Annotated in this window: 30 protein-coding genes and 1 tRNA gene; 14 read left to right on the forward strand and 17 right to left on the reverse strand. The window is 66.2% G+C overall.

Translation table 11 applies throughout. The features are described 5' to 3' along the window. Window positions 1-3: 3 nt before the first annotated feature. From FJQ54_RS01255 to FJQ54_RS01290, 8 genes are all read right to left on the reverse strand, one after another. Window positions 4-735, reverse strand: a complete 732-nt coding sequence (locus FJQ54_RS01255; RefSeq protein WP_456238789.1) for a lytic transglycosylase domain-containing protein — start codon at window positions 733-735, stop codon at window positions 4-6. A gap of 184 nt (window positions 736-919) precedes the next feature. Further along, on the reverse strand, window positions 920-1,255 hold the full coding sequence (locus FJQ54_RS01260; RefSeq protein WP_140926485.1) for a DUF736 domain-containing protein: 336 nt from the start codon (window positions 1,253-1,255) through the stop codon (window positions 920-922). A 36-nt stretch (window positions 1,256-1,291) separates the two neighbouring features. Continuing rightward, entirely contained in the window at window positions 1,292-1,837 is a 546-nt protein-coding gene (locus tag FJQ54_RS01265) for a S26 family signal peptidase (protein WP_093063405.1), read from the reverse strand. Beyond that, window positions 1,834-2,340 (reverse strand): DUF2840 domain-containing protein, encoded by a 507-nt coding sequence (locus tag FJQ54_RS01270; protein WP_093063404.1) that lies wholly within the window; start codon window positions 2,338-2,340, stop codon window positions 1,834-1,836. Before FJQ54_RS01270 ends, FJQ54_RS01265 begins: the two co-directional genes overlap by 4 nt. Continuing rightward, window positions 2,337-2,603 carry a helix-turn-helix transcriptional regulator gene (locus FJQ54_RS01275; protein WP_048578566.1) on the reverse strand — a complete coding sequence of 89 codons (267 nt, stop codon included), beginning with the start codon at window positions 2,601-2,603 and terminating at the stop codon, window positions 2,337-2,339. The genes FJQ54_RS01270 and FJQ54_RS01275 overlap by 4 nt, the downstream gene beginning before the upstream one ends. Window positions 2,604-2,732: 129 nt before the next feature. Then, entirely contained in the window at window positions 2,733-3,401 is a 669-nt protein-coding gene (locus FJQ54_RS01280; protein WP_371262768.1) for a DUF2285 domain-containing protein, read from the reverse strand. Beyond that, window positions 3,295-3,516 carry a transcriptional regulator domain-containing protein gene (locus FJQ54_RS01285; protein WP_093063403.1) on the reverse strand — a complete coding sequence of 74 codons (222 nt, stop codon included), beginning with the start codon at window positions 3,514-3,516 and terminating at the stop codon, window positions 3,295-3,297. Before FJQ54_RS01285 ends, FJQ54_RS01280 begins: the two co-directional genes overlap by 107 nt. A 144-nt stretch (window positions 3,517-3,660) precedes the next feature. Further along, window positions 3,661-3,933, reverse strand: a complete 273-nt coding sequence (locus tag FJQ54_RS01290; protein WP_093063402.1) for a DNA -binding domain-containing protein — start codon at window positions 3,931-3,933, stop codon at window positions 3,661-3,663. Between the two features lie 157 nt (window positions 3,934-4,090). Between FJQ54_RS01290 and FJQ54_RS01295 the strand changes: the two genes are divergently transcribed. Further along, window positions 4,091-4,318, forward strand: a complete 228-nt coding sequence (locus FJQ54_RS01295; RefSeq protein ID WP_093063401.1) for a helix-turn-helix domain-containing protein — start codon at window positions 4,091-4,093, stop codon at window positions 4,316-4,318. Between the two features lie 161 nt (window positions 4,319-4,479). Here FJQ54_RS01295 and FJQ54_RS01300 read toward each other — a convergent pair whose 3' ends face one another. The 3 genes from FJQ54_RS01300 to FJQ54_RS01310 all read right to left on the reverse strand — a co-directional run bounded on the left by FJQ54_RS01300 (window position 4,480) and on the right by FJQ54_RS01310 (window position 8,638). Continuing rightward, on the reverse strand, window positions 4,480-5,322 hold the full coding sequence (locus FJQ54_RS01300; protein WP_093063400.1) for a DUF932 domain-containing protein: 843 nt from the start codon (window positions 5,320-5,322) through the stop codon (window positions 4,480-4,482). Window positions 5,323-5,608: 286 nt separating this feature from the next. Then, on the reverse strand, window positions 5,609-5,908 hold the full coding sequence (locus FJQ54_RS01305; protein WP_093065123.1) for a DUF736 domain-containing protein: 300 nt from the start codon (window positions 5,906-5,908) through the stop codon (window positions 5,609-5,611). A 660-nt stretch (window positions 5,909-6,568) separates the two neighbouring features. Continuing rightward, window positions 6,569-8,638: a ParB/RepB/Spo0J family partition protein gene (locus tag FJQ54_RS01310; RefSeq protein ID WP_140926486.1), complete on the reverse strand. Its 2,070-nt coding sequence runs from the start codon at window positions 8,636-8,638 to the stop codon at window positions 6,569-6,571. Window positions 8,639-9,099: 461 nt separating this feature from the next. Here FJQ54_RS01310 and FJQ54_RS01315 point away from each other — a divergent pair, with 461 nt between their 5' ends. From FJQ54_RS01315 to FJQ54_RS01330, 4 genes are all read left to right on the forward strand, one after another. Next, the gene (locus FJQ54_RS01315; RefSeq protein ID WP_093065121.1) at window positions 9,100-9,348 is read left to right on the forward strand and encodes a FitA-like ribbon-helix-helix domain-containing protein; all 249 of its coding nucleotides are present in this window, start codon (window positions 9,100-9,102) and stop codon (window positions 9,346-9,348) included. Next, window positions 9,345-9,767 carry a type II toxin-antitoxin system VapC family toxin gene (locus FJQ54_RS01320; RefSeq protein WP_093063398.1) on the forward strand — a complete coding sequence of 141 codons (423 nt, stop codon included), beginning with the start codon at window positions 9,345-9,347 and terminating at the stop codon, window positions 9,765-9,767. Before FJQ54_RS01315 ends, FJQ54_RS01320 begins: the two co-directional genes overlap by 4 nt. An 82-nt stretch (window positions 9,768-9,849) precedes the next feature. Further along, a complete protein-coding gene (locus FJQ54_RS01325) occupies window positions 9,850-10,095 on the forward strand; it encodes a hypothetical protein (protein ID WP_093063397.1) in 246 nt (81 codons plus the stop codon). A gap of 18 nt (window positions 10,096-10,113) precedes the next feature. Further along, window positions 10,114-11,814 (forward strand): recombinase family protein, encoded by a 1,701-nt coding sequence (locus FJQ54_RS01330; RefSeq protein ID WP_093065119.1) that lies wholly within the window; start codon window positions 10,114-10,116, stop codon window positions 11,812-11,814. Here FJQ54_RS01330 and FJQ54_RS01335 read toward each other — a convergent pair. Next, window positions 11,770-11,846: transfer RNA gene (locus tag FJQ54_RS01335), tRNA-Arg, on the reverse strand. The genes FJQ54_RS01330 and FJQ54_RS01335 overlap by 45 nt on opposite strands. 75 nt (window positions 11,847-11,921) lie before the next feature. On the opposite strand from FJQ54_RS01335, the gene FJQ54_RS01340 reads away from it, so the two are divergent. Next, complete coding sequence (locus FJQ54_RS01340) at window positions 11,922-12,449, forward strand: hypothetical protein (protein WP_140926487.1); 528 nt, start codon at window positions 11,922-11,924, stop codon at window positions 12,447-12,449. Next, the gene (locus FJQ54_RS01345) at window positions 12,449-13,171 is read left to right on the forward strand and encodes a PepSY domain-containing protein (RefSeq protein ID WP_140926488.1); all 723 of its coding nucleotides are present in this window, start codon (window positions 12,449-12,451) and stop codon (window positions 13,169-13,171) included. The genes FJQ54_RS01340 and FJQ54_RS01345 overlap by 1 nt, the downstream gene beginning before the upstream one ends. 10 nt (window positions 13,172-13,181) lie before the next feature. On the opposite strand, the gene FJQ54_RS01350 is transcribed toward FJQ54_RS01345, so the two are convergent. Both FJQ54_RS01350 and FJQ54_RS01355 read right to left on the reverse strand, forming a co-directional pair. Then, a complete protein-coding gene (locus tag FJQ54_RS01350) occupies window positions 13,182-14,651 on the reverse strand; it encodes a serine hydrolase domain-containing protein (RefSeq protein ID WP_140926489.1) in 1,470 nt (489 codons plus the stop codon). A gap of 80 nt (window positions 14,652-14,731) precedes the next feature. Continuing rightward, on the reverse strand, window positions 14,732-15,394 hold the full coding sequence (locus tag FJQ54_RS01355) for a TetR/AcrR family transcriptional regulator (protein WP_140926490.1): 663 nt from the start codon (window positions 15,392-15,394) through the stop codon (window positions 14,732-14,734). An 81-nt stretch (window positions 15,395-15,475) separates the two neighbouring features. On the opposite strand from FJQ54_RS01355, the gene FJQ54_RS01360 reads away from it, so the two are divergent. Then, window positions 15,476-16,216: an SDR family NAD(P)-dependent oxidoreductase gene (locus tag FJQ54_RS01360; protein ID WP_140926491.1), complete on the forward strand. Its 741-nt coding sequence runs from the start codon at window positions 15,476-15,478 to the stop codon at window positions 16,214-16,216. Window positions 16,217-16,259: 43 nt separating this feature from the next. Here FJQ54_RS01360 and FJQ54_RS01365 read toward each other — a convergent pair whose 3' ends face one another. The 3 genes from FJQ54_RS01365 to FJQ54_RS01375 form a co-directional block, all read right to left on the reverse strand. Then, window positions 16,260-16,682, reverse strand: a complete 423-nt coding sequence (locus tag FJQ54_RS01365) for a GNAT family acetyltransferase (protein ID WP_140926492.1) — start codon at window positions 16,680-16,682, stop codon at window positions 16,260-16,262. Between the two features lie 104 nt (window positions 16,683-16,786). Beyond that, window positions 16,787-17,308: a hypothetical protein gene (locus FJQ54_RS01370; protein WP_140926493.1), complete on the reverse strand. Its 522-nt coding sequence runs from the start codon at window positions 17,306-17,308 to the stop codon at window positions 16,787-16,789. Between the two features lie 64 nt (window positions 17,309-17,372). After that, window positions 17,373-18,908, reverse strand: a complete 1,536-nt coding sequence (locus tag FJQ54_RS01375; protein WP_140926494.1) for a peptide chain release factor 3 — start codon at window positions 18,906-18,908, stop codon at window positions 17,373-17,375. A gap of 80 nt (window positions 18,909-18,988) precedes the next feature. Between FJQ54_RS01375 and FJQ54_RS01380 the strand changes: the two genes are divergently transcribed. The 6 genes from FJQ54_RS01380 to gatA all read left to right on the forward strand — a co-directional run bounded on the left by FJQ54_RS01380 (window position 18,989) and on the right by gatA (window position 23,538). Then, window positions 18,989-19,636, forward strand: a complete 648-nt coding sequence (locus tag FJQ54_RS01380; RefSeq protein ID WP_140926495.1) for a DsbA family oxidoreductase — start codon at window positions 18,989-18,991, stop codon at window positions 19,634-19,636. A 13-nt stretch (window positions 19,637-19,649) separates the two neighbouring features. Continuing rightward, window positions 19,650-20,951, forward strand: a complete 1,302-nt coding sequence (locus tag FJQ54_RS01385) for a serine hydrolase domain-containing protein (RefSeq protein ID WP_235890261.1) — start codon at window positions 19,650-19,652, stop codon at window positions 20,949-20,951. 61 nt (window positions 20,952-21,012) lie between these two features. Beyond that, entirely contained in the window at window positions 21,013-21,366 is a 354-nt protein-coding gene (locus tag FJQ54_RS01390) for a type II toxin-antitoxin system RelE/ParE family toxin (protein ID WP_140926496.1), read from the forward strand. Window positions 21,367-21,370: 4 nt separating this feature from the next. Beyond that, window positions 21,371-21,706: an XRE family transcriptional regulator gene (locus FJQ54_RS01395; RefSeq protein ID WP_140926497.1), complete on the forward strand. Its 336-nt coding sequence runs from the start codon at window positions 21,371-21,373 to the stop codon at window positions 21,704-21,706. A gap of 66 nt (window positions 21,707-21,772) precedes the next feature. Next, window positions 21,773-22,060 carry an Asp-tRNA(Asn)/Glu-tRNA(Gln) amidotransferase subunit GatC gene (gatC, locus tag FJQ54_RS01400; protein WP_140926498.1) on the forward strand — a complete coding sequence of 96 codons (288 nt, stop codon included), beginning with the start codon at window positions 21,773-21,775 and terminating at the stop codon, window positions 22,058-22,060. Then, entirely contained in the window at window positions 22,060-23,538 is a 1,479-nt protein-coding gene (gene gatA / locus FJQ54_RS01405) for an Asp-tRNA(Asn)/Glu-tRNA(Gln) amidotransferase subunit GatA (RefSeq protein ID WP_140926499.1), read from the forward strand. Before gatC ends, gatA begins: the two co-directional genes overlap by 1 nt. Window positions 23,539-23,598 lie beyond the last annotated feature (60 nt).

Consider the following 23,598-nt stretch of genomic DNA (forward strand, 5'->3'; position numbering starts at 1 on the left):
CAATCATTGCGGTCGGCCCGCGCGGGCGCGGGACACGAACAGCGTGTCGCGTGGCTGATTGACGGAAGGCTCGGCTGCGTGAACGTCGCCGGATGTCGGACGGTCGTTGGGTAGATCGGACGCGGCTCCTTGGCCGTCCGACTGTCCGGCGACGGCTTCCGAACCGGCGCTGGCAGTGCGAACGAACAGCGCCGCACGACGCCATGCGAAGGGATCAGGCGTTGCAGTCGCCGTCACCTCCACCGCGCCCGCCGTGCCGGTAATCGGCGCGAGCTGGGCGAGATAGCCGACCGTCTCGGGAGGCAGCGGACGGCCGCGCGACACGAAGTCGTCGTAGCGGTCCGGTCCCGCATTATAGGCTGCCAGCATCGCGCTGGCGTTGCCGTAGCGGTCGTGCATCTCGCGCAGATAGGCCGCACCCGCCATGATGTTGTCGCACACATCGAACGGATCGGGGCCGAGGCCGTAGCGGGTGCGCAGCGTGCCCCAAGTCGCGGGCATGATCTGCATCAAGCCCATCGCCCCGGCGCGCGAGACGGCGCGGGAATTGCCGCCGCTCTCGACGCGCATCACGGCCCATATCCACGCTTCGGGGATGCCGAACCGGCGCGCTGCCTCGGCGACATGACCGGCGTAAGGATGAACGGCCGCTAATCGCGCAGCCGGCATATCCTGCGCCATCGTCGGGGCAGACACAGCACCGCCGGACAGCAGGACGACGGCAACCACGACCACCGATCCGACTCCGCTCCGCCGCCAGCCTGCCAGCGTGCTCGCTGCGGTAAAGGGTGCGCGCGCAGCGCCGGCCTTCGGCCGCCCTTGACCTTCGCTGCGCGCCCCGGCCGGCCTGCGACCGAGCGGGACGAAGGGATGAGACGGCTTTCCCGCGAACAAAGGGATGGGTGGGAAGCGCACGGGATCAGTCCTGCTCACGCGACTTCGGCTGGCGGTTCCAGCGCAGCGACCAGGCCGACTTGTCGCCCATGCTCTGGAAGAGCGCGGCGCGGATCGGCTGCGCGAACGCGGGATCGTCGATGCGCAGTGAGACGTAATCCCCGGCGCGTTCGCCGGTCTCGTTCCAGCCGGCACCGATCTCCGGGCCTTCGCCGCTATCGCCGCGGTGGACGCGCCAGTCCGGCGCCTTATCGGCGTCGCTCTGCTCGGCCGGAACGATCGAGATACGGATGTCGAGCGTCGCCGTCTCGATGATGCCTTCGTAGCCATTGGCGGTGCGGAAGAAGCTGCCGATCTGCATGATGATCTCCTTTGGGTTGGCGGGCGGTGAAGCGGGTCAGCGCCAGACGAGCGGCGCGGTCGGGGAATCGCGGGTGAGGATCGGGATGGCGCGGCCGAGCACGGCCGAGGCCGGAAGCGGCCCGAAATAGCGGCCGTCCATGCTGTCGGCGCGGTCGGGATTGAGCATCAGCAGCTCGCCGGCGCGCAGCGTGCGGCAGCCTTGCCAAACCGGCAGCGGACGGCCTCGGCCGTCACGCTGCCGAGCGATGACGAAGGGCAGCCCATCGATGCTCACCACTGCGTTGATGCGGCACACCATCTGCCCCGGCCGCGCCGTGACGTGCTTCAACAGCGGCACGCGCTCTCCGAGATAGCCGCGCTCCGCAAGCCAATGCGCCAGCGCCGGTGGCGGCGTCACGGCGACCAATGCACCGTTCGGCGGATCGGGAAGCGGCTCGATCCGATAAAGCCCGATCGGCACGCTCGCGCTGGCGTTCCAGACGATGCGCGGGAGCGGATCGAACACCGCCACGGCGAGGAACGACGCGCCGAACAGCGACGCGGCGGAGGCCGTCGCAACGGCCCATCCACGGCGGGTCATCGCTCGATCTCCCGGCGTTTGAGCCACGCGCGATGGCGCTCCAGCGTGTAGGGGCGCGGCTGATGACCGGCGGCGATACGGTTGGCGACGTGTCGCCAATGGTCCGGCGCGGCGTCACAGGGATCGACGTCGGCCGCCTCGGTCGCGTCGATCGCGGCGAGCACTTGGCTGACCTTGGGCCAGCCCTCGATCTTGAGCAGGATGTCGCCGCCAGGCCGGACGAACGGCAGCGTCGTGAACGGCTCGCCCGCGTTGACGGCGCGCACGATGTCGATGCGCGAGCTGACCGTGCCATAGTCGTTCGCCGCCCAGCGAACGAACGCGAAGATCGCGCCGGGACGGAAGCGGACGATGCGGCGGCGGCGATCAACGATCTCGTCCACCGCGACCCGGCCGAACCTGATCCAGTGCTCAATCCGCTTCTCGATCCACGTCAGCTCGACGCGGGTCATACCGTCTTCGGACGGCTGGCGGTGCCGCATAGGTGACGGCGGGACGGTCATCGCCGGCTCCGGGCGATGGCCGAATCCGCGCGCGGCATGAGGTCGTTCTGGCCCGGATCGGACGTCGAGTGCTTAATGCCGATGTCGGCCCAGGCGCGCAGGTCATCGACCGAATAGACCACCCGGCCGCCGATGCGGCGGTAGGCCGGGCCGGTCCCGAAATAGCGGTGCTTCTCAAGGGTCCGGCCGGAGAGGCCGAGAAACCGGGCGGCTTCCGGGGTGCGCAGGAAGCGGGGCGGCAGGTTTGTGGGCGTATCGGACAAGTGTCGGCTCCTGCGGGCAGTGGCGGCAGGAGGCGTAATTGTCAGAATTGGCGCAGCCGGGTGGGGTATGAAGATGTGCGGCTGCACGGATGCGACCACCCCCAAAGGGTGTCGAAAAAGGGCTGCGAATCAGCGGATGCGGAGGAGTTTGCGGTAGTCGCCGTTCATCATCGCGATGCCATCGCGGACCAGGCGCACAACGAACGAGCGCGTCGCCGACATTTTCCAGTCGCTCGCGGACAGCCGGGCGGCATCGCCGCGTCCCAGTGCGGTGGCGATCTCGCGGTAGGTCGCGCCCTCGTCGCGCAGGTCCAGTGCGCGGAGCATCAGGTTGAGCCGCGCCATCCGATAGGCGGTTAGCGGCCAACCGCGCGGCAGCGGCCCTACCGCTCGGCCGAGCACCCGGCGGTGGAAGCGCAACAGGCTAGCGATGCGCGTGATGAAATCCTTGTCCAACGGGATAACGGCGGCGAGCGGCCGGCCGGGCTGCGGATCGCGCAGCCACAGCCGATGCTCGCCGGCCGCATCGGCGACAATGACATGGCGTCCTTCAATTCCAGCTTGGTCGGCGAGCAACGCACCGAGGGCGCGCGGATCAACCGGAGTGGCGGTTTTGAATCCATCCGGTGCGGCGTCGAGAATGACCGTGACGGCGGTCAGTTCCGGACGCCAAACAACCGGGTCTGAAAAGTCATCCGGCGCCGTGGCGAAAAGACAACCCCCAGCGCCGCGCGAACGCCGTTTCGGCGGCGTTCTTCGCGACGGCGCCGTCCGCGATGCGTTGCTGCATCTGCGCATGTTCGGCGCGATAGGTGTGGTTTCGCCGCAAAAACTCGGCGGCTAGATCGGCGCGACCGAGCGCGTCGGACAGATTGCCGGCGCGCCTCTGGCGCCGGCTCGGCGGCGTCGGCATTGCATCCTCCAATCGCGCTATGCGCAGATTTCGGAGGATGAAAGTCGCCGCCTTACCCAACGCATGATAGCGGCAAGGATGAGTTCAACCATGCCGCGCGCGCTGCGACGGAAGCAATGAATTGATACCAAAATGGATTAAAACTTAACGACTTAGCGGGCGCTCGCAGCCGAGCAGATGCGCGTAACCAACCTCCGTCATCCACCGCGCGCGAGCAAGGTGGCTATCGTGCATCGCCTTGGCTCGTTGCGGCTCGGCGGCTGGGTCTACGCCGAGAATCACGGCCGCCGCCTCGCGCCAGTCCGCTCCTCCTTCGTCCGCATCGAGCAGCCGCAAATAGACAGTGAGATGGCTTTCGTCATAGGCCGTGAGCTGCGATACCTCCGGCGCGCGATCGGCGAATTGGCTGGTGCTCATGGTGTCCCCGTTAACCAGCCTAGCTCAAAAAACAGAACCGGATATGCGCAAGCCTTGCATCGTTAGATGCACCTCCCGCAGCGGCGGATAGTGCGATTTAGCCAATACAACTGATATGGGATAAACCGGATGAGATGTATCGTCCAGCTTCGCGCGCATGGATATGCGCCGCCTAGTGGGATTGAACTTCGCTAAGCTGAGGAAGGATAAGGGCTTTACCCAAGAGCGCTTTGCCGAGACGTCCGGCTTTACCCAACAATATGTCAGCGATCTGGAGCGCGGCCGGCGCAATCCGACCGTCGTCACCTTGTTTCACTTGGCTTCCGCGCTTGGCGTCACGCCCGCCGATCTTGTTGCCGAACTCGATCCGTCCGAAACCGACTAGCTTCGCAAAACTTCGACGCGAGCCGGGCACCAGCCCGGCGAGCGCGCCGTTGCGGCCGCGCGGACCTTGGGACGCGCGGCCGCCGCCGATCCAGCGCAGCGGATCGGCGCGAAAATGGCAAAGCCGCAGGGCCGGAAACTCCGGCCCTGCGGTAGTTATGGTCAGGCCGCTTTGAGGCGCTGCATCCCCTCGGCCAGCGTCCAGAGCGCGCGGTTGAGCGTCACATTCTGGTCGATGCCGTTGATCGCGCGGGTCTGCGCGCGGCGGATACGGCCCTCGGCATTGCGCTTACGGCCCTGCAACCCGCCACGAACCACATTCTCCTGAATGACGTTGAACGTGGTCCATAGGCTGCGGTCCACATCCTCGCGGCGGCGTGGCTCGATGATCTGCTCGGGCCGAATCGGGCTCTCATCATCGCCATAACGGGCGACAAGGCTGACTTCGCCGAGCAAGCGTTGCTCATCGGGCGAAAGCTGGATCGCCTTCATAGACTCGCTGGCGTCGACCAGCCGGGGGAAATCCTCCGCGACAGTGAACACGCCTTCGATAATGTCATGCTCGATATTGCCTTTATGCGGCACGCGGACTTCCTCGAACCGCTCGCCTGCAATCATGCTGTTGGTGCAGACAAAGCGCAGCATCCCGGCGAACATCTGATAGGCGCTTGTCCCATCATGGCTGTTCACGATGATGACTTCGGCGGCTTCGGGCTTGCCGATGCCGTCATCCCGACGCAGGCGCAGCATGTGCTTGGCGTGGCCGTGTCGGCTGCCGTCGCGCGGCACCGACTGGACTGCGAAGAACGGCGACCACCCCTCCCGGCGTAGCCCTTCCACGATGTCGATGGTGGGAACATAGACATACCGCTCCGAACGGCTGTCGTGCGCCTCGCGGGCGAAGATGGACGGGACATGCCGATAGAGCGCCTCGTTGTCGAGCGGCTCCCGGCCGCTGATCTGATGGGCGTTGCGGCCGAACCGGGTGGCAAGCTGGTAGTGCATTTTGGCCTCCTTGGGCTTGGGTTTCCGCGCAGCGGAGCGCCGCGCTGAAACCCTGCCCGTCGGCGAGACCGGGGGTGCAAACGGAAAGCGGCTTCGCGGGGAACCGGCTGCACGGAACGCGCTCGCGCGTGGAGGAAGCTGGGCGGAAGCTGCTTGAAGTGCGCCGGGGCAGCGCCCCAAGCACCTCCGACAACATGCCGGGCCGATTGGCCCGTCCGCTTTGAAAACCGACGAGACAAACGCGCGAAGACGCCCCGCTCCGAAGGAGCGGGGCGCCGTGCCGGGGTCAGCGCGACCAGATCAGCGCATATTCGCCGGCGGTGTCCGTCTCGGACAGGGTGGCGTAGATCGGGGCCGGGAAGGTGGGATCGTCCAGCTTGACCGAGATGTATTCGCGGTTCTCGCGGCTGGTCTTCTTCCATCCCGCGCCGCACTCGACCGAACCGACCGCGAGGCGGTAGTCGGGGGCTTTCTCGCTCTCCTTGTCGATCGGCCGGAGGGTGGCCTTGGCGTTGAGGGTGAGCGTCTTGATGGTTCCGGTGAAGGAGCCGTTGGCCGCCTGGGTGAAGGTGCCGATGGTCGCCATGTCAAAGTTCCTTTCGATCTCGGGCCGCGACCGCCGCGGCCTCGATGGCGATCGGTGAAGCGGGGATGATCGGGCGCGCACCGCTTGCGGCCGAAGCGCAGCGGAGGATGGCGACGCGCGGCTTTTTTGTTTCGCGATGCAAAGCCGAAGGCGGCGGAAAAAAGCCGCGCGGCGGCGTTGCACCAGGCCGAGCAAGGCGAAGCCGGCCCCGGTTAGATCAAGCCAATCGAGAGGCCGCGCGGTCATGCCGAAGCCGAAACCAGACGCCTTGGCGCACCTCGCGACTTGACAGGCGGAAAACGGCTGCTGTGCTCAACCCCGCGATCAGCAAACGACCGACAACGGAGGCGATCATGGGATGGCGGGCGCAAACGACGGCCCGCAACCTCGACAAACATACATCGAATGCGACGTGGGATTTGCAGTCCCTGAACCGCAGTATCGTCATCGCGACGCGACCCCGCCTCCAGGGTGTGACAAGCTCAATCGGCGAACCGATCGCCAAGACGCTGCCCGTCAATACGCCACCCGTTGCGCCTCCCTTGGGAGGATCGCGTGTTCGCAAAACGAAAGCGGCCGCGCCCCAACGGGCGCGGCCGCGATTTTTCGCCGGCCGAAATGAAAGGCCGGGACCGCTCGCGCGGCCCCGGCCTGATGCCGCTATTCGGCGGCGACGGCGAAGGACGCTTCGCCGTCCTCCGCTTCGGTATCGGGAGCCTCCGCTTCGGACGGCTGCTCCACGCTTCCCACCTCTTCGACCTCGACGGGCGCGGGCTGCTCCGCTTCCGCCTTCGGCGTCCGCAGCGCGGCGGGAAGCCAGCCGCTCCCGGCCAGACGCTGCTCGGCGGCCTCGGCCATTTCCGGCTTCTTCTTGTCCGCGATATGGCGCGCGGCATCCTCGGAAACGCCTTCGGCGACGGCTTCAAGGATATGCGCCTTGGTGACGCGGCCAAGGTAGCTGTCCACGGTGGGCGTCCAGTCCTTCGCCATGTCCAGCGCGAGCGCGGTCGCCAGCCTGTCCGCCGTTTGCAGCGTCCGGGGTTTGCGGTCCCACGGCAGGCGCAGCGCGTTGACGGTGCGGGACGCGCAATGCGCCAGCAGCGCCAGCCGCTTCTCATCGTCCAGCCCGACGATGAAGCCCCACAGGTCCGCAACATCACGCGGCATCCGCTCGGCCCATGCCTCGCGGGCCTCGTTCGCCTTTGCGGCCAGCGAAGTATCCTCGATCCCGTCCGCATGGCTGCCAAGCGGCGTCACGGTCGGACGAACCTCAAGACAACCGGCCTCGGCGTAGCTGTAGAACAGTTGCGCCGTGAGCGTGTGGGTCAGGGCGATCAGCGCCAGATCGGGCCGCTCGCCAAGCGCCACGCGAAGGGCCAGCGTCCGATGGGCGGACAGGTCGCGGGTGAGGCTGTCGGAAATCGGCTTGCCCGGTTCCTCGTCCTCTTCCTCGATCTCCTGCACGTCCTCGTCGCCGTCCTCGGCCTGCTCGTCCTCCACGGCCTTCGGGTCGAAGGCTTCGTCCTCGGGTTGCGGGTCCGCCAGCGCCTCGTCCTCGGCACGGACGAAACCACGCTCGACCCTGACACTGCCGTCATGGTGAAGCACGACGAACGCGCCGCCATGCGCGATCACGCTGGCGTCGTAGGCGGAACGCTTCTCGGAAATGGCGTCGATCTCGTCGGACACCGCCTCCAGCTTCGCCGCCACGTCCTCGGACATCTCGTCGTAGGACGAATAACCCTCGGCAAGCTCGTCATGCTCGGCGGACAGCGCCTCCAACCGCGCCTCGTCCTCGTCGGACAGGGCGATAGTCTGCGGATAGAAGCGCCGCATCCCGTGGGCGTGGGGATAGTCGATATGCGCCTCGGCCCATTTCCAGCCCTCGGCCTGAACCTCGCCCGCGATCTCGCGCAGCTTCTCGGCGGCGAGCATGTCAAGCAAGCTCGCATCCTCGAAGAACCCGCCCCGGTCCTCGCTGAACAGGTCGCGGATGATGTTGCCGCCCGCCTCGATATAGGCGTCGGCTCCGACGAACACCGCACGGCGATCATCGGCGGGCACGTTGGCGGCGGTCATGTCGCGCCGGATGATCCACGGCTCGCGATTGTGGTGCAGACCCTCGAAAACCTGCTCCTGCCGGGTGTGGTCCTCGGTGACGGCGAAGGCCATAAGCTGGTCCAGCGTAAGCCCGTCCTCCCGATAAACCTGCAACAGCTTCGGGCTGACAGCGCCCAAGCGAAGCCGCTGCTTCACCACGCCCGCCGACACGCCGAACCGCGCGCCGATCTCCTGCGCCCCCCAACCCTTGTCGTTGGAAAGCTCCGCGAACCGCTCGAACTGGTCGGCGGGGTGCATGGGCGTCCGGGTCACGTTCTCGTCCAGACTGATCTCGGCGGGGTCGTTCGCCGTATCCAGCCAGCAGCGCACCGACTCGGATTTCTTGATCTGCTTGCGCTTGACGCGCAGCAGCATCGCCAGCCTGCGGCCTTCGCCAGCGGTGACGAGATAATAGCCGGTCGGCGTCCCGTCCTCTTTAGCTTCCGGTTCCACGACAAGGTTCTGGATCAACCCCTTGTGCTGGATCGAAGCGGCCAGCGCCTCGATAGCGGCTTCCCCATGCGGCACCTTGCGGGCATTGCGCGGGGACTTCTTCAGCTTAGCGAGCGGCACGAAAATCTCGACGCCCGACACGGGCTCGGCGGCTACGGTTTCGGTAACAGCGTTCATCACACTACTCCTTCTAAAACCACACACACCCCGGAATGGGGTGGGCGGCGAAAGAGCGACCGGCAGGCCCGCCGGCGGAGCCGGGCAGCATCCGCAGGACCGGAACGCAGAGGAGGTAAGCGCGCCTGCGCGCGTTGCGGCCTGGCGCGGCGGGCCTAGAGGGAAGCGACGCCCACCCCATCGCGGGAAGTGCAACGACCGTCAACGCGATCGGGCTGGCGGAGCCCTGGCCCGATCTCCGCAGCGGGAAGAATCCGATCCGCATGGCGGATTGACCGATTGGGCGCGCGAGCGCCCCACGCCAGTCCGGTCGTCACCCGGCAGGGACGAGACCCTTGAGGGGCTCGGTCGGAGCGGAGCGGAGATAGGGCGGCGGTCCCGCAGGGAGGCGCCAAACCTTCTGAGCTTGCAACTTTCAACAGCATCGACTAATATGAAGTCATTGACTTATGGAGGCCCGCATGGCGGTGATGACGATCCGAAACATCGACGATGTGATCAAGAAGCGCCTCCGCGTGCGCGCGGCCGTCAATGGCCGCTCGATGGAAGACGAGGCCCGCGACATCCTGCGCTCGGCGCTCTCCACAGACGATGCGCGACCCCGCAATCTCGCTCAAGCAATCCGTGAAAGGTTCGGCCCGTTGGGCGGCGTCGATCTGCCTCCCATGCCGCGCGAAGCGATCCGGCCGCCGGTGGATTTCGGCGAATGATCGTCCTCGACACCAACGTCATCTCCGAGCTGATGCGGCGCGAGCCTGACCCCAGGGTCATGGCGTGGATCGCCGAGCAGCCGATGGCGGGCGTGTTTACGACGACGCTGACACAGGCGGAAATCTTCTACGGTCTGGCCCTACTTCCCGAGGGACGCCGCCGCGATGATCTGCTCGCGGCCGCACGTCCGATGTTCGATGTCGATCTGGCAGGGCGCGTGCTGCCGTTCGATACCGACGCGGCGCTTTTCTACCCCGAGATCGCCGCCGGTCGGAAACAGAGTGGCAAGCCGATCAGTCAGATTGACGCGCAGATTGCCGCCATCGTGCGCTCGCGCGGTGCGCGGCTGGCGACTCGTAACGTCCGCGATTTCGTCGATTGCGGGATTACGGTTGTCGATCCGTGGGGCGAAGCATGACGCCCGCCGCAGCACGCCCCTATCTGCGCTACACCGCGACAGAGGCTTTGCACGCGGCGCGGCCGCGACGCAGCGTGTCGGAATGGCCCTTCCGCGCAAGCTCCGCCGCCGCACGCCTCGTCGCTGGGCCGAAAGCCCGCATGACCTGCACGACTACACCAACCGCGTCGCGCCGCGCCGGGCTTCGCGTCCGGTGCGCGAGGATGACGGGCCGATCGTCGTCACTGACGATTGGCCGGAGCAGGTTCCGATCGGCGACGCCGAGCTGCGCGCGATCGAAGGCCATATGCGGCAAGAGCTGGACAAGCTGTTCGGACCGCTGCCGTGAAGTGAGGAGTGAAGCGTCATGACCAGCGCCGCCCTGCGACGAGATGAGGATGAGGCGCCGGTCGTGGCGACCGCTCGCGCCGCGCTCTATCTGCGAGTTTCAACGCCGCGCCAGGCGGAACATGATCTGTCGATCCCCGACCAGCGCCGCCAGATGGAGAATTACTGTGTCGGCAAGGGGTGGTCGGTCGCGGCCGAGTTCGTCGAGCCGGGCAACACCGCCACCGATGATCGTCGGCCCTCGTTCCAGGCGATGATCGAAGCGGCGATGGTCAAGCCGCCGACGTTCAATGTCATTCTCGTCCACAGCTTCTCGCGGTTCTTTCGCGACCAATTCCAGTTCGAGTTCTACGTCCGCAAGCTGGCGAAGAACGGCGTGCGGCTGATCTCGATCACGCAAGACCTGGGCGACGATCCGATGAGCGTGATGATGCGCCAGATCATGACGCTGTTCGACGAGTATCAGTCGAAGGAGAACGGCAAGCACACGCTTCGCGCGATGAAGGAGAATGCCCGGCAAGGCTTCTGGAACGGCGCGCGGGCGCCGATCGGCTATCGCGTGGTTGCGGCGGAGGAGCGGGGCGCGAAGATCAAGAAGAAGCTGGAGATCGACCCGATCCAGGCCGAGACGGTGCGGCGCATCTACCGCATGGCGCTCAACGGCGTCGATAATCGGGGGCCAATGGGCCTCAAGTCGATCGCGACCTGGCTCAACGAGAACAACATCCGCACCCGCGACGGCGGGCGCTGGGGCTTGGGCGCGGTGCATCAGGTGCTCACCCGCACGACCTATATCGGCCAGCACCGCTTCAACACCCGCGACCACAAGACGAAGACGCCCAAGCCCGAGAGCGAGCACGCGGTCATGGAAGTGCCGCCGATCGTCTCGGAAGCGGAGTTCGAGGCGGTCCAGCGCTCGCTCAAGGCGCGCAGCCCGAAGATGATGCCGCCGATGGCGGTGGGTGGGCCGACGCTGCTCACCGGCATCTGCTTCTGCGCGTGCTGCGGCGGCGCCATGACGCTGCGCACGGGCACCAGCAGCGTCGGGCGGGAGTATCGCTATTACACCTGCTCGACGAAGGCGCGGCAGGGTGCGACCGGCTGTCCAGGCATCACCGTGCCGATGGACCGTCTCAATGAGGCGGTGGTCGGCCATCTCGAAGCCCGGCTGCTCGACCCGGCGCGGCTCGAAGTTCTGATGGATCAGATCCTCGAACGCCGCGACGAGTGGGTGAACCAGCGCCGCGAGCATGTCGCCGATCTTGAGCGGCGTGCGACCGAGGCGGAAGCAAAGCTCAAGCGCCTCTATGACGCGATTGAGAACGGTGTGATCGACGTGAGCGACCCGTCGCTGAAGGATCGCATCGCCGAGCTGACCGCGACTCGCGACCAGGCCAAGGGCGACTCCGAGCGCGCATTGGCGCATATCGTGAAGATTGGCCCGGCGATCACGCCGGAGAGTCTGCGCGCGTTTGCGTCTGCCCTGCGCAAGAAGCTGCGGAACGGCGACGGCACGTTCGCCCGTGATCAGGTTCGCGCGGTCGCGCAGCGAGTCGAGGTTGTGAGCCGGAAAGAGGTCCGCATCCGTGGGCTGCGGAGCGAGCTGCTCCGAACCCTAACCGCCGCCTCTGGCGTAGAGGCGGCGGTGCTAGGCGTTCGTGCCTTTGAACCGAAATGGCGCGCCCGGAACGATTCGAACGTCCGACCCTCAGATTCGTAGTCTGATGCTCTATCCAGCTGAGCTACGGGCGCGCGCCTTGGAGGGCGGCGTTTAAGGGAGGCGTCTGCGGATTGCAAGCGCGCGCGCCACCCGGCTAGGGAGAAAATATGCGCGCCTCCCCGATTTTCCCCGCCGCCACGGCCCTCGCCCTTGCTGCCGCCCTGTCCGCATGTGCCGGGCCGAAGGGCAGTTTTCCCTCGCTCGCCCCCCGCCCGGCAGAGGCGGAGCGGCTGATCGAGGCCCCCGGCGCGGAGATCACCCCTGCGTTGCTGCCCGAACAACAGGCCAGCCTGCGCGCAGACCTGCAACGCGAAAGCGCCGCCCTTGCCGCTGCCGAATCGGAACTGGCCGCGCTGGGCGGGGCGCTGGATCGCGAATTGGCGGCCGCACGCGGGAAGGGGGTGGGCACGGAAGGCTGGTCCAACGCGCAGATGGCGTTGTCGCGCTATGATCAGGCCCGCGCGCCGCTGGATGGAATCGGCGTGCGGCTGGTGCCGCTGGCGCGCATGGTGGACAGCCTGCCCGAAACCGACGCGGACCGGCAGGCGGTGCTGGCGCTGACGGCGCGCACCGAGGCGCTCTCTGCCCGCTCGCGCGATCGGGTGGCCGCCGCCAACCGCGCGCTCGGCCTTTAATGGTGGCGGGCGGCGCGCGCTTCGCCAGTTCCGCCGGGCGGCTGCACCGCTGGATCGCGCTGATCGTGGGCATTCAGCTGCTGCTGTGGGTGGCAAGCGGCCTGTTCATGAGCGTGGTGCCCATCGAGCGCATCCGGGGCGAGCATCTGAAGGCCGTGCCCGCGCCCGCCGTCGATCCGCACGCACTCGTGCCCGAAATCGCCACGGCGCTGGCCGCGCTGCCGCCCGGCAAGGCGGACCGGATCGAAATCCGCCAGATGTTGGGCCAGCCGGTGCTGCTGCTGGCAGGGGAGGGCGGGGCGCGCCTGTTCGATGCCCGCACCGGCGCGCCGCTGTCGCCCATTTCCGCCGACACTGCGCGGGCGCTGGCAGCGGCCGATTTCACCGGCAAGGGCAAGCCCGTGTCCGTCTCCGCCGTCACCGCCGCCAGCCCGGAATATCGCGGTCCGCTTCCGGCGTGGCGGGTGGATTTCGATGATGCGGAAACCACCCGCCTGTTCGTGTCCGCCGATGAAGGCCGGGTGGCCGCGCGGCGCACCGGGCTGTGGCGCGTCTATGATTTCCTCTGGAGCCTGCACATCATGGATTGGCGCGACCATGAGGATATCAACAACAACTGGCTGCGCGGGGCCTCTGCGCTGGCGCTGCTGCTGGCGCTGACGGGCGTAGTGTTGATCCCCTGGCGCATGGGCTGGCTGCGCAAGCGGCGGCGCTGGAATTAGGGCCGGGGCCTCAGGGCCGCGACAGCCTGAGCGCCTGAATCTGCGGCGTCGGCGTGGGGGCCAGCAGCAGCTGGCCGTTGATCCGCCCCACCGCGCAGCGCCACTGGAAGGTGCCGGACATCGCCCCCGTCGGCACGATCGGCGCGGAGGTGTCGCAATCGCCGCTCTCGCCCTTCAGCCGGGCGAATTCCGCCGCCCAATTCTCGGCGGAACGATCCATCAGCATATTTTCGGCCAGCACGCCCGGCTCGGCGTCGATCCGTCCGGCCGCCCACAACCGCTGCGCAACCGCATAGGAAGCCGCCAGCTGCGGCGACACGGGCGTGGGGCGTTTCGCCAGCAGCCCCGCGCGCTGCAACGCGCCTGCGGCGTCCCAAACGGGCGGCAGCGGCGCGGCATAGGTGCGGTTGGCAAAGGCGAACAGGCCCACCCCGGCCTCCGGCAACAGCAGCATGTGCGATCCGTAACCGGGGTAGCCGCCGGAATGGAACAGCACCGGCCCCAGCAGGCAATCGGTGCCGGAGACCAGCCCGCCCGCATAGATGAAGCCGATGCGGCAATCCGGCGCGTCCTTGCCCGGCCGGGTGCGGGCGTGCGGGATGCCGCCGCCGTATCGCATGGCGCGGATCACCCCGTTCGGCCCGGCGGCCTTCGCCTCGGCTGGCCAGCCGGACAGCAGATGCGCCACCCATTTCGCATAATCATTGGCCGTGGTGACAACGCCGCCCATCGCCCCGAACTCGCCGTCCTTCATCATCGGCTCGGGCGACCATTTGCCGTTTTCCCAGCGGTATCCGCGCGCCAGCCGGGCATCGGGCACCTTGAACACGTCATAAGTGGTGGATGCCATGCCCAGCGGCTTCATCACCGTCTCACCGATCTGCTGCTGATAGGGCCGCCCGGAGACGTTGGTGACGATCCGCCCAAGGGTGGCATAGCCGAAGTTGGAATATTCATAGGCGCTGCCCGGCGCGGATTGCAGGGGGAACCCGGCCTTCAGCATGGCGGTGAACTCGGCCGGGGTGCGCACCTGTTGGCGATCCCCCCAAGGGTCGTCGGTTACGAAACCGGCGGTGTGGTGCAAGAGATCGCCCACGGTAATCCCGGCCGCCCAGCCCTTTAGTTCGGGCACATATTTCGCGGCCGGATCGGACAGGCTCAGCTTCCCCTGCGCCTCCAGTTGCAAAATTTCATAAGCGGTAAACGCCTTCGACATGGAGGCGATGCGAAACGCCGAGTCAGCGGTGACGGGGCGTTTCGTTTCCAGATCCTGCACGCCCAGCGCTTCCACATGGATCAGCTTGCCGTCCTTCACGATGCCCCACACGAGGCCGGGCACGCGGTTGTCCAGCTGCCAGTCCGCAAACCCCTTGCGGATTTCCGGCAGGGCCGCCTCCAGCCCGGTGGCCGGTGCTGAGGATTGGGCAGCGGCGGGGGTGGAGAGGGCGAGGGCGGCGATGGCCATGGTGAGGAAGCGCATGGCGGCAGCATAGCGGGGGAACCGGCGCGCGAAAGGGTGGAATGGGCGGTGGCGCGGATTGTCAGCCGAGACGAGCGCCTTCAGGCCGGTGCGGCACCGATCCGCGCATCCCAGCCTACCATCGCCACATCGGCAACGGCCTCCAGATCAGCGCGGCCCACACCATCGCGCGCCATGATCGACATGCCGTTCTGCAAGGCCTGCACGAAGCGGGCGAGGCCTTCCAGATTGGTCTCAGGCGGAATTTCACCGTCTGCAACGGCCGTTTGCAGGCGGCCCAGCAGGCGCTGAAAGGTGATGCCGCGTGCCGATCGGACCAGTTCGCCCAGTTGCTGATGGCCCTCGCTGCCGACGGACGACAGCGTCACCATGCAGCCGCGCGGACTGTCGATGACGCAGCCTGTCAGCACCGCTGCCGAATCCATCAGCAGCCGTCGCACGGCTTCGCGCGCGGTCGGCGCTGAATGAAAACCGCACCAGACATAGCCTTCATTGGTCCGGGCATAATGATCCAGCGCCTCAGCATAGAGCGCTTCCTTCGACTGGAAGGCGGCATAGAGGCTGGGCGCCCCGATCCCCATGGCTTGAGTCAGGTCGGTGATGGATGTGGCTTCGAATCCCTTCGCCCAGAATAGCCGGGTCGCCTGTTCCAGCGCGGCTTCCCGATCGAATGCGCGCGGCCGTCCGCGTGCCCTCGCCCCGGCGCGGGGTGTCGTTTCGGCCTTCGGGACATAATTCTGCATCGATTGATATATAAATCGCTTGACCGTGCCCGGCAATCGTCTAGTTAGTTTTGTATCAATCACTACAGAAAGGACGTTGAAATGGCGGAACTGGCAGGAAAGCGCGCGCTCGTGACAGGCGGTTCGCGTGGCATCGGGGCGGCGATTGCCATTGCCCTTGCGGAACAGGGCGCGGATGTCGCGCTCACCTATGAACGCTCGGCAGAGCGGGCAGCGGACGTTGTCCGCGCGATCGAGGCGAAGGGGCGCAAGGCCGTGGCGATTCAGGCGGACAGTGCCGATCCCGTGGCGATCAAGCGGTCCGTCGATGCCACAGCAGAGGCACTGGGCGGGCTGGACATCCTCGTCAACAATGCGGGAATCGCCGCCTATGCAACCTTCGCGGATATCAGCGTCGAGACGATTGACGCGCTGTTCAATGTGAACGTGCGCGGGCCAATCCTGGCGGCGCAGGCGGCCATTTCCTATCTTCCGGCCGGTGGGCGGATCATCACCATCGGTTCCGCCGGCGCGGAACGGATCGTCGGCGATGGGGCCAGCATTTATTTCATGACGAAGTCCGCCCTGCATTCGTACACGCGGGGGCTAGCCCGCGAGTTGGGGCCGCGCGACATCGCCGTCACGCTGGTGCAGCCGGGTTCGACCGACACCGACATGAATCCGGCCGACGGCCAATTCGCCGACTTCCAGCGCAGCCTGAGCCCGCTGGGCCGCTATGGCACACCGCAGGATATCGCGGCCGCCGTTGCGTTTCTGGCCAGCCCTGCGGCGCGCCACATCACGGGTGCCATCCTGACGGTGGATGGCGGGCAGACGACCTGAGGCGGGGGCGGCGGGGTGCTGATTTCGTCTCGCACCGCCGCCTTCACTCGCTGCCGAAGCGCTTTCCCATGCTGACGCGATCCTCAACATCATAGCCGTGATGACGATAGAAGGCCGTGACGGCCTCATTGCCTGCCCTGATCTGGAGGTTGATCTTGCCGCACCCAAGTGCTGCCAGCCTCCGTTCAGCCTCGGCGAGCAGGCTTGAGCCAATTCCCTTGCGTTGCGCATCAGGCCGGACGGCAACCGAATATAGCCAGCCTCTATGCCCGTCATAACCGGCCATCACCGTGCCGAGGACTTGCCCGCTGTCTTCAGCAACCAGGAACAGGTCTGGCTGCACCTCAAGCTTTTTGGGGATCGAAAATTCCGCGCGGTTCCACATGGGATCGTTCGGAAACACATGCTCCCAAAGCGCTTTTACGCCTTCAAAATGCTCCGCTGCATATGGCTTTATCCTGACCATGGCGCTTCCACTCAAATCGTCTGAACAACTTCAATGGTCTCCCCCCTCCAGCCAGACTGGCGCAGCCCGGTGTCAGGTACTGGGCGACGGCGGTGCGGCGACCGCTATTTCGACACGCCCCAGCAAACCATGTCGGCGGAAGCATCGCTTGGGTTGAGCGCAAAGAGACCCGACGCGTTCAGGCTGAGCACGTCGGTTTCATTGTAGATCATCCACTGCTCCTCAGTGGCATCCCCGGCATAGGGCCATGTTTCTAGATATCCGCCGAGATCGAAGCTGAACATGGAGCGACCATCGTCAGGGCCAACATTTATCTCGATAAGATTTTGGCCGTTCAGCATGGCGGTCGCCCGAGCAATGGTCTTTTCGTCGTCCTCGCTCCAAGCCAATTGCTCCCCGCCCTGAATGATTTTCCAGTGACAGCAGTAAATCCACAAATGCCACTGGCCGCGAACGTAAGCGAACCGGCGAGAGCGAGAAATTTGCTCGTTGATTTCCAACTTCGGTGGACCGAATTCGAAGGTCAGAAGGCTGCCATGGCCTTGCTTCACGCCCCAAGCCGTTGAACCAAGCATTGGCTCGACGAATGATGCAACAAGAGGCGGACTATTTGCAGCGCTGATCACCACCTGTTGATGGCACTTCCTGCAAACAGCAGCAACGGGGCGGCTCCGTTCGGCACAACAACCTTCACCGCCGCTCCCGCGTCGCGGAAAAACGCACCGCCGGGTGCCGCCCCTGAATATAGTTCAGGTCCCACAAATCCTTGGCCATGAACACGGGGTGGCCGTCGCGATCCCCGGCCATCTGGCTGCGGTGTTCCTCCTGCAACTTGCGCAACGCCGCCGCGTCGTCAGAGGCGACCCAGCGCGCGGTGTCGTAGGGGGAGGCTTCCAGCACCGCGTCCACCTTATATTCCACCTCCAGCCGGGAGATCAGAACTTCCAGCTGCAGCTGCCCCACCACACCCACCACAGTCTGCGCGCCGATCTGCGGGTGGAACACCTGGATCACCCCTTCCTCGGCCATATCGTCCAGCGCCTTTTTCAGCTGCTTGGTCTTGGTCGGGTCTTTCAGCACCACGCGGCGCAGGATTTCCGGCGCGAAGTTGGGCAGGCCGGTGATGGTGACGGGCGGCCCGTCGGTCAGCGTGTCGCCCACGCGCAGCGTGCCGTGGTTGGGGATGCCGATAATGTCGCCGGGGAAGGCCTCGTCCGCCGTTTCCCGCTCACGCGCGAAGAACAGCACCGGGGAATGCACGGCGATCTGCTTGCCGGTGCCCACCTGATTCAGCCGCATGCCGCGCTTGAACCGCCCCGAACACAGCCGCATGAAGGCCACCCGATCCCGGTGCATCGGGTTCATATTGGCCTGCACCTTGAAGATGAACCCCGTCACCGTGGGCGAAGCCGGATCGATGGCCGCAGGCTCCGCAGGCTGCGGGCGCGGCCCCGGCGCATAGCGCGCCAGCGCCTCGATCAGCGGCTCCACCCCCAGTTCGCGCAGTGCGGAGCCGAAATAGACCGGCGTCAGATCGCCATGCCGATAAGCCGCTTCGTCGAACGCGGGGTAGCCCGCCTGCGCCAGCTCCAGTTCATCGGCATGGGCGGCGGGGAAGGGCGCAGGCGAGAAGCTGCCGTCGGCCAGTTGCAGCCGTTCGCGCTCGATATCCCACAGCCCTTCGAACTCGCCACCCATCCCGGCGGGCCACATCATCGGGGCCACGTCCAAAGCGAGCTTGTCGGCGATCTCGTCCAGCAATTCGAACGGCGGGCGGCCTTCGCGGTCCACCTTGTTGATGAAGGTGATGATCGGCACGCTGCGCAACCGGCACACCTCGAACAGCTTCAGCGTCTGCGCCTCGATGCCCTTGGCGGCGTCGATCACCATCACCGCGGAATCCACCGCCGTCAGCGTGCGATAGGTATCTTCCGAGAAATCCTCGTGCCCCGGCGTATCCAGCAGGTTGAAGGTGATGCCGCCGCGCTCGAACGTCATCACCGAGGAGGTGACGGAAATGCCGCGCTGCTGCTCGATCTTCATCCAGTCTGATCGCGCCCGCCGCGCCGCGCCGCGCGCCTTCACTTCGCCCGCCGCATGGATCGCGCCGCCCGCCAGCAGCAGCCGTTCGGTCAGCGTGGTCTTCCCGGCATCCGGGTGGGAGATAATGGCAAAGGTGCGGCGTTCGGGATTATCCCCGGCGCGCGGTGCGGGCTGTGTGGACATGGCGCGCCCCTAGCGCGATTATGCGCCCGCCTCAATCAGTGGAGAATGGGGCAGCGGAGAATGGGGCAGCGGAGAGCGCCATGGCAGGCCGGATACAGATCGACATCATCTCGGACGTGGTCTGCCCATGGTGTTTCATCGGCTATCGCCAGCTGGAACGCGCGCTGGAGATCGCCGGGCTGGAGGGCGATATCCGCTGGCACCCGTTCGAGCTGAACCCGCAGATGCCGCCCGAGGGCGAGGATGTGGCCGAGCATATCGCCCGCAAATATGGCGCGACGCCGGACCAATCCGCGGCCACCCGGCACAGCATGAAGGCCATCGCCGAACCGCTGGGCATCGATTTCTCCGCCCGATCCACCCGCATCTGGAACACGCTGGATGCGCACCGGCTGCTGCACTGGGCCAAGGATTCGGGGAAACAGACCGATCTGAAACTGGCGCTGTTCAACGCCTATTTCTCGCGAGGGGAGAATGTGAGCGACCGGCAACTGCTGCTGAATGCCGTGGAGGCCGCCGGGCTGGATCGCGAAGGGGCGGCCGCCGTGCTGAACAGCGACCTGTTCGCCAACGAGGTGCGGGCGCTGGAGGCGCATTGGCAGGAAATGGGCATCAGCGGCGTGCCGGCGATGATCCTGGCGGAAAAGGGGCTGGTGATGGGCGCGCAGGAACCGGAACGGCTGGCCATCGCTTTGAAGAAGATGGCGGCGCTGACGGAGCCATCCTAGGATAGCGCTAACAATGCTGATTCGGGGGGATTTCATGAAGCTTGCCATCGCCTCGGCCATCGCGGCCGCGCTGCTGTTTTCCGCGCCCGCCGTGCAGGCCCGCGCGCCTGCTGCCGCTGCCACCGAACAGGTCCACCTCGACAAGCGCCGGATCGATGCGGCGCTGGCGCAGATGCTCTCCAGCGGCCGCGCGGTCGGCGTGTCCGCGCTGGTCTGGCAGGATGGCCGCGAAGCCTATTACGGTCAGCAGGGCCTCGCAGACCGCGAGGCGAAGCGCCCGTGGAGCCGCGACACGCTGGCGCAAATCTTCTCCATGACGAAGCCCGTCACCGGGGTGGCGCTGATGCAGCTGTGGGAACAGGGCAAGTTCCGGCTGGACGATCCGCTGGCGCAATATCTGCCCGAATTCGCGAACATGCGCGTGCAGGATGGCGTGGATGCTGAAGGCAAGCCGAAGTGGCGTGCGGCAACCCGCCCCATCACCATCCGCGACGTGATGCGCCACACGGCGGGCTTCTCCTACGGCTTCGGCCAGACCGCCGCAGACGAGGAATTCCGCAAGATCAATCCGCTGGCGCTCACCAACAACCTCACGGAGTTCGGCCAGAAACTCGCCACGGTGCCGCTCCTCGCCGAGCCGGGCACCCAGTGGCACTACAGCTCTGCTGTGGATGTGCAGGGGCTGCTGGTGGAAAAACTCTCCGGCCAAGCTCTCACCGATTATGTCGCGCAGCACATCTTCACCCCGCTGAAGATGCGCGAAAGCGGCTGGCATCAGCCGATGGAGCGGCTCCCCCGCCTCGCCATCGCCTACCAGAAAGGCGCGGACGGCCAGCTGACCCGCGTGCCGGATGCGCAACTCCACGCCATGAATTTCCCCGGCTCCCGCATGACGATGGGCGGCGCTGGCATCGTCGCCCCGATAGACGATTATATGCGCTTCGCCCGCATGCTGCTGAACGGCGGCGAACTGGACGGCGCGCGAATCCTGAAACCCGCCACCGTGCGGCTGATGGCCACCGACCATCTGGACCCCGCCATCACCGAACGCGACTGGCTGCCCGGCAAGGTGGATGGCGGCTTCGGCTTCGATTTCGCCGTCCGCACCCGCCAACCCTCCTCGCCGAACATGAACCGGGGGGCCGTCGGCGAATTCTTCTGGGACGGCATGGCCTCCACCCTGTTCTGGATCGACCCGGCCAACAAGCTCGCCGTGGTGTTTTTCGTGCAGGCCCTGCCGTTCGACGGAACCCTGCACACCGATATCCGCAAGGCGGTGTATGGGGCGGCGTATCTGGGGCCGCCGGGGGACTGATAACTTCAAATAATAGCCTTTAGGCTATAGACAATATATAGCTTTCAGGATATGTGCGTCCATGGTCTGGACTGTTCTCTACCACGACGCCTTCCTCCCCGAGATGGAGGCGCTGGCGGAAGATGTGCAGGACGAATTGCTGGCACGGGCGGAGCTGTTGGCCATCAATGGCCCATCGCTGGGTCGGCCACATGCCGATACATTGGTGGGGTCGAAACACGCCAATATGAAGGAATTGCGGTTCGCCGCAGATGGCGGGGTATGGCGGGTGGCGTTTGCGTTCGATCCCGCGCGCCGCGCCATCATATTGGTGGCAGGGGACAAGGGCGGGGTGGCGCAAAAGCGCTTCTACAAGGGCCTGATCGCCAAGGCCGATGCCCGGTTCGCCGCGCATCTCGAAACATTGAAAGGATAGCGATATGCCGCTCACCCAGGAACAGATGCTGGCGCGCCTTCCCACCGAGCGCCGGGACCGCATCAAGGCTCGCGCCGCCGAGCTCCAGCGCGAAGTCGAAGGTCTGAAGGCGTTGCGCAAGCTGGCCGAACGCAGCCAGGAACAGATGGCCCAAAGCCTTGGCATCAAGCAACCCTCGGTTGTGAAGATCGAGCGCCAGACCGATCTTTACCTCTCCACCCTGCGTCGCTTCGTTGAGGCCGCCGGAGGCAAGCTGGAACTGCGGGTCGAACTCCCCGGCACCGGCCCGTTCACGCTTACCGGGATCGGCGAACTCGATGATGGCAAGCGCGCCGCCTGATCGCTTTCCGCGCGGTTCGCAGCAGACCAATTGCCCTCCAGCGCCCCCGCTGCTAGGCGCTCGGCCATGGCTGTAGACGACAAGATGGTTGCGCGCGTGGCGGGGCTTGCCCGGCTGACGCTGAGTGCTCAGGAGGTGCCGCACCTCACGGCTGAGCTGAACAATATCCTCGGCTGGATCGATCAGCTGCAGGCGGTGGAAACCGGCGATGTGCAGCCGATGGCGACGGTGATGCCGATCACGCGCGACTGGCGCGCGGATGTGGTGACGGATGGTGCCATCCAGTCCGACGTGCTGGCCAATGCGCCGGAAGCCCGCCACGGCTTCTTCGCGGTGCCGAAGGTGATCGAATAATGACGGCGCTGACCGATCTCTCGCTCGCCGCGATGAAGGCTGGGCTTGCTGCCAAGGATTTCACCGCGCGCGAACTGGTTGCGGCGCATGTGGCGGCGGTGGAGGCCGCCCGGCCGCTGAACGCCTTCCTCGTGGAAACGCCCGATCATGCGCTGGCGGCGGCCGATGCCGCCGATGCGGCGCTGGCGGCTGGCAACGCGGGCCTGCTGGCGGGCATTCCGCTGGGCATCAAGGATCTGTTCTGCACCAAGGGGGTGGAAACCACTGCCTCCTCGAAGATTTTGCAGGGCTTCAAGCCCACCTACGAAAGCACCGTCACTTCGAAGCTGTTCGAAGCGGGCGCGGCGATGCTGGGCAAGCTGAACCTCGACGAGTTCGCGATGGGCTCGTCCAACGAAACCTCGGCTTATGGCCCGGTGGTGTCGCCGTGGCGGGCCGAAGGCTCGACGGCGAAGCTGGTGCCCGGCGGTTCGTCCGGTGGTTCGTCCGCGGCGGTCGCGGCGCGGCTGTGCGCGGCGGCGACCGGCACCGATACCGGCGGTTCGATCCGTCAGCCGGCGGCCTTCACCGGCATTGCGGGCATCAAGCCCACCTATGGCCGCTGCTCGCGCTGGGGCGTGATCGCCTTCGCCTCCTCGCTGGATCAGCCGGGCGTGCTCGCGCGGGACGTGACCGACAATGCGCTGGTGCTGGAAGCAATGGCGGGCTTCGATCCGAAGGATTCCACCTCTCTGAACGTGCCCGTGCCGCATTATGCAGGCGCGCTGTCGGCCGATCTCCGTGGCAAGCGCGTGGGTATCCCGAAGGAATATCGGGTGGAGGGCATGGACCCGCAGCTGGTGAAGCTGTGGGAGGATGGCGTCGCATGGGCGAAGGATGCCGGCGCGGAGATCGTCGAAGTCTCGCTGCCGCACACGCAAGAGGCGCTGCCCACCTACTATATCGTCGCCCCGGCAGAGGCGTCGTCCAACCTCGCCCGCTATGATGGCGTGCGCTATGGTATCCGCGTTGCGCCGGAAGGCGGCAGCCTCGCCGACATGTATGGGGCGACCCGCGCGGCGGGCTTCGGCGCGGAAGTGAAGCGCCGGATCATGATCGGCACCTATGTGCTCTCGGCGGGCTACTATGATGCCTATTATCTGAAGGCGCAGAAGGTCCGCGCCCTCATCGCGCAGGATTTTGAACGCGCTTTCCAGTCGTGCGACGTGCTGCTGACGCCCACCGCCCCCACCGCCGCGTTCGAGCTTGGCTCGAAAACGGCCGATCCCATCGCCATGTATCTGAACGACGTGTTCACGGTGCCCGCCTCGCTTGCGGGGCTTCCGGCGATGTCGATTCCGGCGGGCCTTGATGCGCAGGGGCTGCCGCTGGGCCTGCAACTGATCGGCCGTCCGCTGGATGAACAGGGCGTACTGAACGCGGCCTATGCGCTGGAGCAGCGGGCTGCGTTTACGGCTGCGCTTGCGCGCTGGTGGTAACGGCGGCGGGCGGTTTCGCCCGGTAGATCGCCCACAACGGCCCCGTCGCCACGCTGTCGA

The sequence above is a fragment of the Sandaracinobacter neustonicus genome, from assembly GCF_006385875.1.
Classification (GTDB): domain Bacteria; phylum Pseudomonadota; class Alphaproteobacteria; order Sphingomonadales; family Sphingomonadaceae; genus Sandaracinobacteroides; species Sandaracinobacteroides neustonicus.